At 61.7% G+C, this 13,414-nt stretch carries 10 protein-coding genes and 1 pseudogene; 1 reads left to right on the top strand and 10 read right to left on the bottom strand.

What is annotated here, in order from left to right:
* Positions 1 to 281: 281 nt before the first annotated feature.
* From CO667_RS28075 to CO667_RS28030, 8 genes and pseudogenes are all read right to left on the bottom strand, one after another.
* Entirely contained in the window at positions 282 to 1,016 is a 735-nt protein-coding gene (locus tag CO667_RS28075; protein ID WP_097621513.1) for a L,D-transpeptidase family protein, read from the bottom strand.
* A gap of 176 nt (positions 1,017 to 1,192) precedes the next feature.
* Entirely contained in the window at positions 1,193 to 1,999 is an 807-nt protein-coding gene (locus CO667_RS28070; RefSeq protein ID WP_097621512.1) for a L,D-transpeptidase, read from the bottom strand.
* 92 nt (positions 2,000 to 2,091) lie between these two features.
* The gene (locus CO667_RS28065) at positions 2,092 to 2,295 is read right to left on the bottom strand and encodes a hypothetical protein (protein WP_245433316.1); all 204 of its coding nucleotides are present in this window, start codon (positions 2,293 to 2,295) and stop codon (positions 2,092 to 2,094) included.
* Positions 2,296 to 2,365: 70 nt separating this feature from the next.
* Positions 2,366 to 3,289 carry an alpha/beta fold hydrolase gene (locus tag CO667_RS28060; protein ID WP_097621510.1) on the bottom strand — a complete coding sequence of 308 codons (924 nt, stop codon included), beginning with the start codon at positions 3,287 to 3,289 and terminating at the stop codon, positions 2,366 to 2,368.
* Positions 3,290 to 3,457: 168 nt separating this feature from the next.
* On the bottom strand, positions 3,458 to 5,083 hold the full coding sequence (locus CO667_RS28055; RefSeq protein ID WP_097621509.1) for a cisplatin damage response ATP-dependent DNA ligase: 1,626 nt from the start codon (positions 5,081 to 5,083) through the stop codon (positions 3,458 to 3,460).
* Positions 5,084 to 5,615: 532 nt separating this feature from the next.
* A complete protein-coding gene (locus CO667_RS28040; RefSeq protein ID WP_097621508.1) occupies positions 5,616 to 6,626 on the bottom strand; it encodes a ligase-associated DNA damage response exonuclease in 1,011 nt (336 codons plus the stop codon).
* A gap of 45 nt (positions 6,627 to 6,671) precedes the next feature.
* Positions 6,672 to 7,497: pseudogene (locus tag CO667_RS28035) on the bottom strand (alpha/beta hydrolase).
* Positions 7,498 to 7,528: 31 nt separating this feature from the next.
* Complete coding sequence (locus CO667_RS28030) at positions 7,529 to 8,179, bottom strand: glutathione S-transferase family protein (RefSeq protein WP_097621507.1); 651 nt, start codon at positions 8,177 to 8,179, stop codon at positions 7,529 to 7,531.
* A gap of 190 nt (positions 8,180 to 8,369) precedes the next feature.
* Between CO667_RS28030 and CO667_RS28025 the strand changes: the two genes are divergently transcribed.
* Positions 8,370 to 9,344 carry a glycerophosphodiester phosphodiesterase family protein gene (locus tag CO667_RS28025; RefSeq protein WP_097621506.1) on the top strand — a complete coding sequence of 325 codons (975 nt, stop codon included), beginning with the start codon at positions 8,370 to 8,372 and terminating at the stop codon, positions 9,342 to 9,344.
* 46 nt (positions 9,345 to 9,390) lie between these two features.
* On the opposite strand, the gene CO667_RS28020 is transcribed toward CO667_RS28025, so the two are convergent.
* Both CO667_RS28020 and CO667_RS28015 read right to left on the bottom strand, forming a co-directional pair.
* Positions 9,391 to 11,259, bottom strand: coding sequence for a diguanylate cyclase (locus tag CO667_RS28020; RefSeq protein WP_097621505.1), 1,869 nt, complete (start codon positions 11,257 to 11,259; stop codon positions 9,391 to 9,393).
* A gap of 120 nt (positions 11,260 to 11,379) precedes the next feature.
* Complete coding sequence (locus CO667_RS28015; protein WP_097621504.1) at positions 11,380 to 13,173, bottom strand: PAS domain-containing methyl-accepting chemotaxis protein; 1,794 nt, start codon at positions 13,171 to 13,173, stop codon at positions 11,380 to 11,382.
* Between the last annotated feature and the right edge of the window lie 241 nt (positions 13,174 to 13,414).

Here is a 13,414-nt window from a genome sequence, read left to right as displayed (position 1 = left end):
ACGATCTCCTTTTCAACCGTTTGTGCTTCGCTTGCGGAAGAATGTCCGACAAGCCGTATCGATGTTGAGAGGATATCTGACGGAGCGCTTCAGCGCGTGGACAAAGGTCGCAAGCAATTCGATACGCACCATGTAGGTTATTTATCGAATTAAGCAATGGTATTCCAAAAAATAAATCTCCTGCCGGGGGCAAAATGAAAACTCTTACCCCCGGAGGAACGCACCTGCGTTCCTCCTAGGGAAAGGGGCCGCGGCGGCCGGATCGAGGCCGCCCCGTCAGATCACTGCAAGACGACGATCGGGGCCTTTGTCGGAACGCGGTCGTAGAGATCGATGATGTCCTGGTTCATGAGCCTGACGCAGCCCGACGAGACGGCCTTGCCGATCGAGCGCCAGTCGGGATTGCCGTGCAGGCGGTAGAGAGTATCCTCGCCATTCGAGAAGATATAGAGCGCGCGGGCGCCGAGCGGGTTTTTCAGGCCCGGCTCCATGCCGCCGTTGTCGATCGAGTATTTGACCAGTTCCGGCTGGCGGGCGACCATCTCGTTCGGCGGCTTCCAGCGCGGCCATTTCTGACGCCACTGGATGACGCCCGAGCCCTGCCAGGCAAAACCTTCGCGGCCGATGCCGACGCCGTAACGCATCGCCATGCCGTCGCCCTGGACGAGATAAAGGAAACGCGACGGTGTATCGACGACGATGGTGCCGGGCGGCTGGCCGGTGGGATCGACGACGCGCTGGCGATAATAGCGCGGATCGATCTGCTCGTAGGGAACGGCGGGAATGAGAAAGCCGCCATCCTCGACCGGGCCATACATGACAGCAAGCTCAGGCCCGCTCGGCACGCTCGACGCAGCCGGGGACTGGAACAGGCGCATGGGCGAACGGTAGATGATCGACGTATCGCCCGATGTTACCGTATTGGCCGAGGAGGCGCAGCCGGTGAGCGCGGAGGCTGCGGTCAGCGCCGAAAAGGAAAGGAAGCTGCGGCGGGAAAGATGTCTATCGAAGCTCATGACGCGGGACTGATTTCCTCTGATGCGGGAAGCCGGACGAAAGGGCTGATAAACCAGCGATTCGTCCGATGCCGATAACAACAAGAGAAGATCTATCGGCTTGCGCCAAATAAACCATAGCTTCACGCAGACGTGTCCGGCCTGAAGCGGACGATATCAGCAGCGCTGTTGCAGCGCTACATCACAACGATCTCGGCCTTGGCGGGGACGCGGTCATAGAGATCGACGACGTCCTGGTTCAGCATGCGCACGCAGCCCGACGAGGTGGCCTTGCCGATCGACTGCCAGTCGGGCGTGCCATGGATGCGGTAGAGCGTGTCCTGCCCGTCCTTGAAGATATACATGGCGCGGGCGCCGAGCGGGTTCATCAGCCCCGGATTCATGCCGCCATTCTCCGCTCCGAAGGGCCGAACCTCAGGCTGGCGCGAGACCATTTCGACCGACGGCGTCCAGCGCGGCCATTTCTGCTTCCACTGGATGGTGCCGCGGCCCGACCAGGCGTAACCGTCGCGGCCGAGGCCGACGCCGTAGCGCATCGCCTTGCCGTTGCCCTCGACGAAATAGAGAAAACGCGCCTTGGTATCGACGACCACGGTACCGGGCCGCTCGGTCGTCTGGTAATCGACCTCCTGGCGCAGGAACTGCGGCTGCACGCGGCTGATCGGGATCGCCGGCAGGGTGAAATCTGCGTCGCGCAGCTCGCCATACATTGCCATGTGCACGGGATTGGTGACCGGCAGGCCGTAGGTCTGGTGGAACTGGGTCTTGTAGAGCTCGCGCGTCTGCGGCACCGGCTGATCGGGGATCGGCCGCACCCGGCGCGGATCGACGCCCGGCGGCTGATAGAAGACCGGCGAGGTTTCCTGGACGAAACGGGCCGGCGAATCGGCGGCGACATCGGGAATGAGGATGTTGCAGCCGGCGAGCGACGCAACTGCAATCACCAGCCCGGCAATCGGGAAGACCCGGCGCAGAAAATTCATGGAACCACCCTTATCAACGATCGGCGAGACAGCGATATCTGCCGGGAGGATGGCATCCGCGGCTGGCGCGAGGCTGGCGTTGGGGTGAGAAATCAGGAAACGAGCAGGACGCCATTGCCACAGGTGGCAGCCAGATCGCGGATCAGTCGCATCTCCTGCGCAGTCAGCCTGCCGGTATCGACGAAACGCCAATTGCGTTCATACAGTGCGAAGACCTCGCGGGCGGGCATCGCGCGTGCAGGATCACGATTCCAGACGAGCGATTTCAGTTCGGGGAAGTCGTTCGGCACGATCATTGTCTCTGCGTCCGTCGTCATACCCGGAATATAGGCCCAATGGACCTGTATTTGAAGCGGCGGCGAAAAATCAGGCCGCCACCCCGTGGAAGAAGCGGATGCTCTGTTCGATCTCGGCCGGCAGCGCCGAGGTGTGATTGCCGGCGACGGTGTCGGTCTCGATGTGGATGCCGGCGGCGCGGGCGCGGCGGGCGAGCAGATCGGCGCGATCGTTGAAATGAGCCTCTTCGGTGCCGTGGACAACACGGACCGGGCATTTGAAGCTCTGGGCATAACACAGCGCCGACCGCACCTCGAATTCATGCGCATTGCTGTCGTCGAAGCGGATATCCTGGGGATAGCGGCTGAAGAAGCGGAAGGCATTGGGATTGCCCGAAATCGGCGCAGCGGCGCGGAATTTATGGGTGCTCATCGCCGTCAGCATGGTCAGCGTGCCGCCGATGCTATGGCCGGCGATGAACAGGCGCTGGGAATCGACGCCCGGCAGGTGCGCCAGGCGCTCGGTGGCGGCAAGCACATCGTCGACTTCGTCATAGAAGCCGGAGAAATTGCCCATCTGGCCGTTTTCGCCGCGCAGCGACGGCATCATCACGACGTAGCCGGCATCCATATAGGGCTTCATCAACTGCCAGTGGCCGATGCCCATGGCGTTGCCGCCGTGCAGGAAGAGCACGGCGGGCTTGGGCGCGCGCTCGCGCTTGTATTTGGAAACCCAGGCCGCAAGTTCGAGCTCGCCGCCGTAACCGGAACGGTAAAAGATTTTCTCGGCATCGGCAGGCGCTGCCAGCGGCTCGTATTTGTCGGGCGCCGGGCCCTTCTGCAACAGCTTCGTGCGGAAATGGTGGCGGACCTGGGCGTAGTCATGCTTGGCAAGCCGCGGTTCATCCGGGACATCGAAAGCGGCGGCCATTTGCGGCAGGACGAGTGCACCGGCGATACCGGCAAGCACTGCACGGCGCTGAAGGAAAAAGGAATTTAGTTCACGCGAGCTCATAAGGCAGCACCCAATCATTTCCCCGGCCTGGAACAGCAGAGCAAAATCTGCACCGGAAGATCGTTGCCGCCAATACACATCATCTTGAAAATTGGCCCTGCGTCATTGTTGCGCAGGGGGTCCAGCACAGAGGGTACAGCGTCGCGTTTTCCGGCCGGTCGGTCGAGATCACGGCGGCTTGGCGTCGATCATGGCGATCAGCGTGCGCAGCCGGTCGGCCTCGTAAGTCGGCTTGTCGGGGCGAAGGCGGGCGATGCGGGGGAAGCGCATGGCGACACCCGATTTATGCCGGGTCGAGCGGTTAATGCCTTCGAAGGCCACTTCGACGACGAAGCCGAAGTCCTTGTCGGCGCGCACCGCCCGCACCGGACCGAAACGCTCGGTCGTGTTGTTGCGCACGAATTTGTCGAGCACTTCGAGTTCGGCATCGGTGAAGCCGAAATAGGCCTTTCCCACCGGCACCAGTTGCTCGCCGTCCTCGTCATCGGCCCAGACACCGAAGGTGAAATCGGAATAATAGCTGGAGCGCTTGCCGTGGCCGCGCTGGGCATACATCAGCACCGCATCGACATTATACGGATTGCGCTTCCACTTGAACCAGGGGCCCTTCATCCGGCCGGCCTGATAGATGCTGTCGCGGCGCTTGATCATCACGCCCTCGATGACCGGATCGGGTGGGGCCGCCCGCAGCGCATCGAGCTCGTCCCAGGCCGAAAAAGGCACGAGCGGAGAGAGGTCGAAACGGTCGTGCGGCGCGCGGTCGATGATCTCGCCGAGGCGCTCGCGGCGATCGACATAGGCGCGGCCGCGAATATCCTCCTCACCGTCGAAGAGCAGGTCATAGCTGCGGATGAAGGCGGGGTAGTCGGCCAGCATCTTTGCCGTGACCGTCTTGCGGTTCAGGCGCTGCTGCAGGTCGGAGAAGGTGCGCGTCGGGCTGTTGGAGCGGGCGGTGCCGCCGACCAGCAACTCGCCGTCGACGACGCCGGAAAAACTGATCGCCTCGAGGATATCGGGAAAGGCGCCTGAAATATCGTCGCCGGAGCGGGAATAGATCTTGCGCCTGTCACCGGAGCGCGAGAGCTGGACGCGGATGCCGTCCCATTTCCATTCGGCGGCGTAATCGGCCGGGTCGAGACCGGTCAGATCCCCCTCCTCCACTGCATTGGCGAGCATGACGGAATGGAAGATCGCCGGTGTGGCGAGGACCGGCTTTTCGCCGCCGCCCGCCAGCCATGCAAACAGCGCCTCATAGGGCGGCTGCAGGCCGTGCCAGAGGGTTTCGATCTCTGTGACGTCCTTGCCGCCGAGATCGGCCAGCGCCTGCTTGGCGAGGCGGGCGGAAACGCCGATGCGCATGGCGCCGGTCGCCAGCTTGATGAAGGCGAAACGGCCGGAGGCATCCAGCCGGTCGAGCAGATCGCGGACGAAGCCGCGCACTTCGGTGCGGCCGAGCGCATTCATGCCGGTGACGACCTCGCCGAGACGCGGCTGGGCAAGGGCCGAGCGGTCGATATCCCGCTCATTGTCCCAGACGAGCGAGATGGTTTCGGCGAGATCGCCGACATAATCGTAGGAATAACGGAACAGCACCTCGTCGATGCGCTCGAGCACCAGCTCGCGCAGCATGGCCGGCTTGACGTTGCGCACCTCCAGCGTACCGGCGATGGCGGCAAGGCCATAGCCGCGGTCGGGATCCGGCGTGTCGCGAAAATAGTCGATGAGCAGCTTCAGCTTGCCGTTGCGGCTGGGGGTGAGGACCAGGCGGTCGAGGAGATCGGCGAACGCTTTCATGGGCGCCTCCCACTGGCGTGGAGAGGCCCAAAGCGTGCTCCCTCATTCCCTTCCTCGGGCTTGGCCCGAGGGATGTCACAGGAATCCAGTGCGTCTAAGTCCTTGGACGCGAGAGACTCTTTAGCGTTGCATGAGTCATTCACCGCGCCGACGCGCGGTGGCTGGATTCCTGTGACAAGCACAGGAATGAGGGAGCGAGAGGTGGGCTCGGGTGCCAGATCGTAGCCGCGGTGCCCGAAGGCGTTCACAGGCGCCTGCAGACTGGCACGGAGAGGCCCTATTGGAACTCCCTCATTCCTGTGCTTGTCACAGGAATCCAGTGCGCCCAAGTCCTTGGGCGCGGAAGACTCTTTGACGTTGCATGAGTCATTCACCGCGCCGACGCGCGGTGGCCGGATTCCTGTGACATCCCTCGGGCAAAGCCCTAGGAAAGGAATGAGGGAGTGAGGGGTAGGCGTTTGCGCCATCTCTGACGTGTCAGCGATGGCGGCAAGACCGACTCTGGAGGGGTTTTCGGCAACAAACTCCATCGTCAATCGCCCTCATCCTCGTAACCCACCAGATGCAACGGCTTCGCCTTGATGCCCTGCAGCTGGCACCAGCGCACCAAGGCCTCCTCGCGGCCGTGGGTCACCCAGACTTCGGCGGGGTGCAGTTCCCGGATGGTTTCCGTCAGTTCCGGCCAGTCGCAATGATCCGAGATGACCAGCGGCAGCTCGACGCCGAGCTGTTTGGCGCGCTGGCGCACCATCATCCAGCCGGAGGCGAAGGCCGGCAGCGGTTCGTTGAAGCGGCGGGCCCAGCGGTCGGCGAAGGCCGAGGACGGGCCGATGACGACGGCGCCCTTGAAGGCGGATTTGTCGCGGCTTTCGATCGTGGCCGGCAGCAACTGGCCGAGATCGATGCCCTGCCCGACATAATAGTCGCAGAGCCTTTCCATGGCGCCGTGAATATAGATCGGCTCGGCATAACCGGCATCGCGCAGCAGCCGAATGACGCGCTGGGCCTTGCCCAGCGCATAGGCGCCGACGAGATGGGTGCGCTCGGGAAATTGCCGGAGCGAGGCCAGCAGTTTGCCGATCTCATCCATCGGATCGGGATGATGAAAGACCGGCAGGCCGAAGGTCGCCTCGGTGATGAAGACGTCGCAGGGTACCGGCACATAGGCGGCGCAAGTCGGGTCTGGACGGCGCTTGTAATCGCCGGAAACGACGATGCGGGTGCCATTCTTCTCGATGGCGATCTGGGCGGAGCCGAGCACATGGCCGGCCGGATGAAAGCTCACCTTGACGCCGTTGACCAACAGTTCCTCGCCGAAGGCGGCAGCCTGCTCGCTGGCGCAGAAGCCGTCGCCGTAACGCAGGCGCATGATGTCGAGCGTCTGGCGGGTGGCCAGCACGTTCACATGGCCCGGCCGGGCATGATCCGAATGGCCATGGGTGACGAGCGCCTGCTCAACGGGCCGCACCGGATCGACATAAAAGCCGCCTTGCGGGCAATAGAGCCCTTCGGGGGCGGGATAGAGCAGCGCATCAGGTCTCATGACGCTAGAGATAGCGGGAAACGCACGCGAGGCCAGAGGGATTGTTCATGAATGGATCCCGTCCAGGAAGGACAGCACCGCCGCATTGAACGCCGCCGGCCGCTGCAGCGGCGCAAAATGGCTGACACCTTTGAGACAGATCATCCGTTTTGAGACAGATCATCCGTGCGTCGGGAATGCTGCGGGCAAGATAGTCGGCATACTCGGGCCTGATGAATTCGTCGTGCTCGCCAAGCACGATCGCCACCGGCGCCTTGATCCCGGCGAGGTCGGAAGCCTGATAGTTCGGCTCCGTTCGCATCATCAGGCTGACCGCTTCGACGAAGGCGGTGAAATCGTCCGGCGTGGCGGAGAGTGCGGCATAATCCCTGGCGTGCCTGGCAAAACAGCGGTCGATGACCGCGGTTGGATGAAATTCCAGCGTGCCGCTCGGATCCATGTTGCAGGCGAAGAAGAACACCCCTTCGACGCGCGACGGCGCCGTCATCGCAAGGATCAACGCGATGCAGGCGCCGTCGCTCCAGCCGACGAACGCCGCCTTTTCGAGAGCGAGCTCGTCCATCACCGCAAGCACGTCGGCAGCCATCAGCTCATAGCTATAGGGCCTGATATCGCGCGTGCTTCGGCCGTGGCCGCGGCTGTCGATCAGCACGACGCGGCGGCCGCTGCCCAAGAGCGCGGCAAGCTGATAACCCCAGTTGCCGCTGTGGCCGAGACCGCCATGCAGCAGGATCACAGGAGGGCCGGCGCCCCAGCTCGCATACCAGATGCGGGCGCCGTCATGTTCGACATGACCTTCGGTCGAAGCCGGCGGCAAAGGTGCGGCGCCCTGCGCTTCGAAACGGATGAGCTCGTCGTCGTGTGGTTCCATGGGCGATAAAACTCGATGGTTGCGGCAGTGATCAGCCGGCCGATGCGGCGGTGAAAACCGCCAGCTGGGCGGCGAAAGCACGTTTGTAAGCCGGCCGCGCTTCGCCGCGGGCGACATAAGCGGTAAGGTTGGGATAGTCGGCCAATAGATCCGATCCCTTCAGCCTGAGCAGCACCGTCACCATCAGGAGGTCGCCGGCGCTGAAGGCGCCGTCAAGCCAGTCGGCATCGCCAAGCCGACGGGAAAGATCGTCCAACCGTTTCCGGATGCTGACTTCCAGGGCATGCAGGCGCTGCTCGTACCAGGGCTCGTTGCGCTCCAGGATTGTGACGAGGGCGCGGTCGAAGACCGGCGGCTCTATCGTGTTGAGCGCGGCAAACATCCATGCGATCGCCCGCGCCCGGGCATTCGCATCCTCCGGCAGCAGGCCGGCATGGCGCTCGGCGATATGGAAGACGATCGCCCCCGACTCGAAAAGGGCGAGATCGCCTTCCTCATAGGTCGGAATCTGCCCGAAAGGCTGAAGGGTCAGATGCGCGGGTTCTCTCATCGTCTTGAACGAGACAAGGCGGACCTCGTAAGGCTCGCCGGCTTCCTCGAGCGCCCAGCGAACCCGCATGTCGCGCGCCAGACCCTTGCCGCGATCGGGTGACCGTTCAAAGGCGGTAATGGTAATCGTCATTGATGTTCTCCATGGCCTGTCCGTCTTGAAGACGACCGGCTAAACGAGATTCCGACATCCTATGCTCTTGCGCGGCAAAATCGTTTCGCCGTTTCCCAGCCCTGCTCCAGAAAAGCCGGAAAACAGCCCAAGAACAACCAGAATCGCTTTCTAGCTGTCATGTCACTCGATGCAATCAGGAGGGGCAGAATTGGGCAGGAAGCTTTTCTATTGCGCGGCGGCGGCCGTAGCACTCGCTGCGGCCGGCATCTACCTCAACAATACCAGCCTTCTGGCGGAGCATCGGCCGGGAAAGCCGGTGCTGCTCGCCCATCGCGGCATCGCCCAGCGGTTCGACGAAACCGATTTAAAGAACGACACCTGCACCGCCGCCCGCATGCTGCCGCCGAAACATGATTATCTCGAAAACACCGTCCGCTCGATGCAGGCCGGTTTTGCCGCCGGCGCCGATATTGTCGAGATCGACGTGCATCCGACGACGGACGGCGAATTCGCCGTCTTTCACGACTGGACGCTCGACTGCCGCACCGATGGGCACGGGGTCACGCGCGAGCATTCGATGGCCGACATGAAGAAGCTCGACATCGGTTACGGCTATACCGCCGATGGCGGCAAGAGCTTTCCCTTTCGCGGCCGGGGCATCGGCATGATGCCGACGCTTGCCGAGGTTCTGTCGAGCTTTCCGGATCGGCGTTTGCTGATCAACGTCAAGAGCCGTGATCCTTCCGAAGGCGAAAAGCTCGCCGCGGTGCTCAACGGGCTTCCCGCCGCACGGCGGGTTGAGATCATCGTTTACGGCGGCGACGAGCCGATCGACGTCATCCGTCGGCTTTCGCCGGATATCAGGACCGCCTCGCGCAAGAGCCTGAAGGGCTGCCTGTTCGGTTATATCGGCTATGGCTGGACCGGCGTGCTGCCGGACGCCTGCCAGCATCGGATGATGCTGGTGCCGATCAATATTGCCCCGTGGCTCTGGGGCTGGCCGGACCGGTTTCTCAAGCGGATGCAGGATGCCGGAACCGCGGTCTTCGTGCTCGGCCCCTATCGCGGCAGCGATTTTTCCACCGGCATCGACGATCCTTTGCTGCTGGCGCGACTGCCGCAAGACTATGCGGCAGGCATATGGACGAACGAGATCGAGGCGATCGGCAAGCTTGCGAAATGAGGTTCGCCCGAAAACAGAGTTGAGGATATGTCCGAGGTGTTCGAACTCATGCCGCTCTTGCCTGAGCGGCGGCGGCCTCGACGCGGTCGCGGCCGTGTTTCTTTGCCGCGTAAAGCGCCTGATCGGCGGCCTCGACCAGTTCTGCCGGCGTCGCAAACCGATCTGACATGTGCGCCACACCGATACTGACCGTCACGATCGCCTTGCTGCTTTCGCTGTGCGGGATTGCCCGCCGGTGCAATGTCGAACGCAGCATTTTGGCGAGCCGCAGCGCGCCATCCCGGTCGGTGCCGGGAAGCAGAATGGCAAACTCCTCCCCGCCAAATCGCGCCGCGAGGTCTGAGGGGCGCTTGGCAATCGAGCGGAGAACCTCGCCGATCACCCTCAGGCAATTGTCGCCCTCGAGGTGACCGTAGGTATCATTGTAGGCTTTGAAGTGATCGACATCGATCAACAGCAGGCTGAGAGCGGATTCGGCCCGGCGGGCGCGCGCAAACTCTTCCGCGATCGCCTCGTCGAACACGCGTCGATTGGCAATACCGGTCAATGCGTCGGTGTCCGCCAGCCCTTTCATCTTCAGGGCGAGCTGCGTCAGCCTTTCCTCGGAATGCTTCATCGCCGTGATGTCGGACACCACCACCAAGGCGGAGCCGTCGGCCGCCAAACGCGTGCGCTGCCTGAGCCAGCGTCCATCGAACATCGGTATTTCACTATCATGGGTCAGGAAAAGCTGCGCTGCTTCCGTCGCGATCCAGTCCTCGCCGGCCTCCGGGCTGACGTCGATCCGCTCGCCGTTGCGCATAACGGCCTGCAGGATATCGCTGATATGAGCGCCGGGCTGCCTGGCATCGGCGGAGCGGGGAAAGGCGGCACGATATTGATCGTTGCAGAACACCAGCCGGCCCGCGGAATTGAACATGGCAAGGCCATCGGACATTTCCGTCATGGCCTGGGAAAGCACACTCTTGCTGTCGAGCGCTTGCTGAATGAGACGCTTTCTCTCGGTGACATCGCGGGTCACGCCGGAAAGCCCGATCAGATCGCCGTGGCGGTTTCGCAACGGGATCTTCGACGTCACGAACCAGCGCTCCCGGCCGTTCTCTTCGACGAGCGGTTCCTCGAAGTCCACGATGGGCTCGCCGGTCGCCATGATCTCCTGTTCGCGATCGAAGAAAGCTTTCGCCATTTCGCTGGGATAGAGATCGAAATCGGTCAGGCCGACCATCTCCGAAGACTTGGTGCGGTCGTGGTTTCGCGCGACGTTGAGATTGGTGACGACGAACCGGCTATTGCGGTCTTTGACATAGTGGAAATCAGGCGCCTGGGTCAGCGCGGCCTTCAAGATATCCCGCTCGAGGGTAAAGGCATGGAAATAGGTGATGACGGATGCCGCGGCCAAAGTCGCTGTGAATTTCACGCTGATGACGGCAAGGCTGACGATCGTGATATGCGACCAGCCGCCGCGATGGAAAATGCTCAACGCCAATGTGACAGCGGCCACCATGACGGCACAGGCCAGAGCTTTTTTGACATCCGCCGAGCCTCTGCCGAACCGGAAGTGGACCGCCAGTCCGAACACGGAGATCAGCAAGATCGAGATCAATGCCGGCTCGACACCGGCGCCACCCATGGAGATCCTCTGCATCGAGGTGAGAGCTGCCGTCATCAGAACCGCCAATGGACCGCCGTAGACTGCCGAGACCGCCAGCAGGGTCGAACGGAGATCGAGAAAATAGCCGCTGTCGACCTCGACCGACAGCAGCATCGACAAGACGGCTCCAAGCCCCATCATCAAGCCGAAGCCGAGTTCTGCCTGGACCTTGGAAAGACGGTAAAGCTTGTAATGCAGGTGCATCCATACCGAAATAACGAGCGAGACCGCCGCCACATTTCCGATCAAGACTTGCCAGGGCACGATATCTTCCCTCTAATATGCGCAATAACTTAATATAAATTCGTTGACAAAATCCGACTGGGTGGAGCCGCTGCCGATCTCGGCTGTATCAAGCCGAGACCAGTGGCGGCCCTATACAGCTCAGAACTCTTCCCACTCGCCGCCGGCCACCGCGGCATTGCCATGAAAGGCGGAGACAACCTTGGCGACCCTCGCCCGCGCGGGCGAAGTCACAGGCTTGGAGGCAGCAGTTACCGCGGTCGGTCGGATTTGACGTGACGCAATGCTGCCGCCGATGTTGAACTGACCCAGCAACTGGAAAAGCGCGTCAGCTTCTCTAGCGAGGCTATGGGCCGCCGCCGTCGATTCCTCCACCATGGCTGCATTCTGCTGTGTGCCCTGATCCATGGTGTTTACGGCAGTGTTGATTTCCTTCAATCCAGTCGCCTGCTCCTTCGAGCTTTCGACGATCGCGAGAACATTGCCATTGACCTGCTGAACCTGGACGACAATCTCCTCCAACGCCTTGCCCGTCTCTGCGACGAGAGCGACCCCGCTTTTCACATGCTGGTTGGAGGCGGTGATCAGCTCCTTGATTTCCTTTGCCGCTTTCGCCGATCTCTGAGCCAGTTCGCGGACTTCCTGCGCGACGACCGCGAAGCCTTTTCCGGCCTCGCCGGCGCGTGCCGCTTCGACCCCGGCGTTGAGCGCCAGGAGATTGGTCTGAAACGCGATCTCGTCGATCACGCCGATGATGTTGCCGATTTCTGCGGATGATGTTTCGATCTTGCCCATCGCATCGACGGCATTTCGGACCACCGCCCCGGATCGCTCGGCATGTTCCCGTGTCCTTTGCACCAGTTGGCCGGCTTCCTGGGCGCGGTTGCTGGAATCGGAGACAGTCGTGGTGATCTCCTCAAGGGCGGCTGCGGTTTCCTCGACGGAGGCCGCCTGCTGTTCCGTTCGCTTCGACAGGTCGTCCGACGCGGAGCGAATTTGCTGGGCTCCGGCGGCGATACCGGTTGCGTTTTCCGCCACGGTCTGCATCGCGCCGCGCAGCTTGCCGACCGCAGCATTAAAGTCGGTCCGCAGTTTCTCCAGTGTGGGCGTGAACGGAGTTGTGACCTGCTGGGTCAGATCCCCGCCGGACATGGCCTGCAAAGACCTGGCAAGCTCGTTCACATTGTTCACGCGAGCCGTGACGTCGGTGGCGAATTTGACGACCTTGAAGACCTTGCCGTTCATGTCGAAGATCGGGTTGTAGCAGGCTTGAATATGGACCTTTTTCCCACCCTTGCCGATCCGCAGGAATTCATCGGCCACGAACTCGCCATCTGCCAGGCGTTGCCAGAACCGTCGGTAATCGTCGCCGTTCGCGTAAGTGCTGTCGCAAAACATTGAATGGTGGCGCCCCAGGATTTCCGGAAGCTGATAACCGAGCACGGACAGGAAATTCTCATTCGCCGACAGGATCTCGCCCTTCAGCGTAAACTCGATGACCGCTTGGGCGCGTGAGAGCGCGTTCAGCTTGCCGGCATCTTCGGCCGTCTTGAGCTTTTGCGCAGTGATATCGGTTGCGAACTTTACGACCTTGTAGGGTTTCCCGCCGCGGAAGACGGGGTTGTAGGAAGCCTCGATCCAGATCTCCTTGCCTCCCTTGCCAATACGCTTGTACTGGCGCCGGTCGAATTCGCCTCGGTTCAGCCTGGCCCAGAACTCACGATAATCGGCTGACGAGGCCTCTGCCGCCTCGACGAACATTCGGTGGTGCTGGCCGACGATCTCCCGCAATTCGTAGCCAAGCGCCGTGCAGAAATTTGCGTTGGCCGTCAGGATTTTTCCCGTGAGGTCGAATTCGATGATGGCCTGCGACCTGTTCATCGCCGCGAGTATCGCCTTGGCATCGGATCCGAAGCCGAATGCTATTCCGTTCATGCTGTTCCCCCACTCAGGACAAGAGAGCTGACCGCTACCATCCCAATACGCTGTGATCGGACGAGCAATCTGAGGATAAAATCTATGAAAATCTTTAAGCATCCATTAACCCCGCAATTGCTGAGGCTGGCTCTCCCAATCGAAAAAAGTTGATCAAATTTATCAAACGTAATCAGATGGTTATAACTTTAGCAGCGAGCGCCATCGCAATGGAAACGTTGCGTGAGGCGAGTGTCGAAGG

Origin of the sequence: Rhizobium sp. L43 (assembly GCF_002531725.1) — a bacterium.
Taxonomy (GTDB): domain Bacteria; phylum Pseudomonadota; class Alphaproteobacteria; order Rhizobiales; family Rhizobiaceae; genus Rhizobium.
The sequence above is the reverse complement of the archived record's forward strand: the minus strand, read 5'-3'. Positions and strand labels throughout refer to the sequence as shown.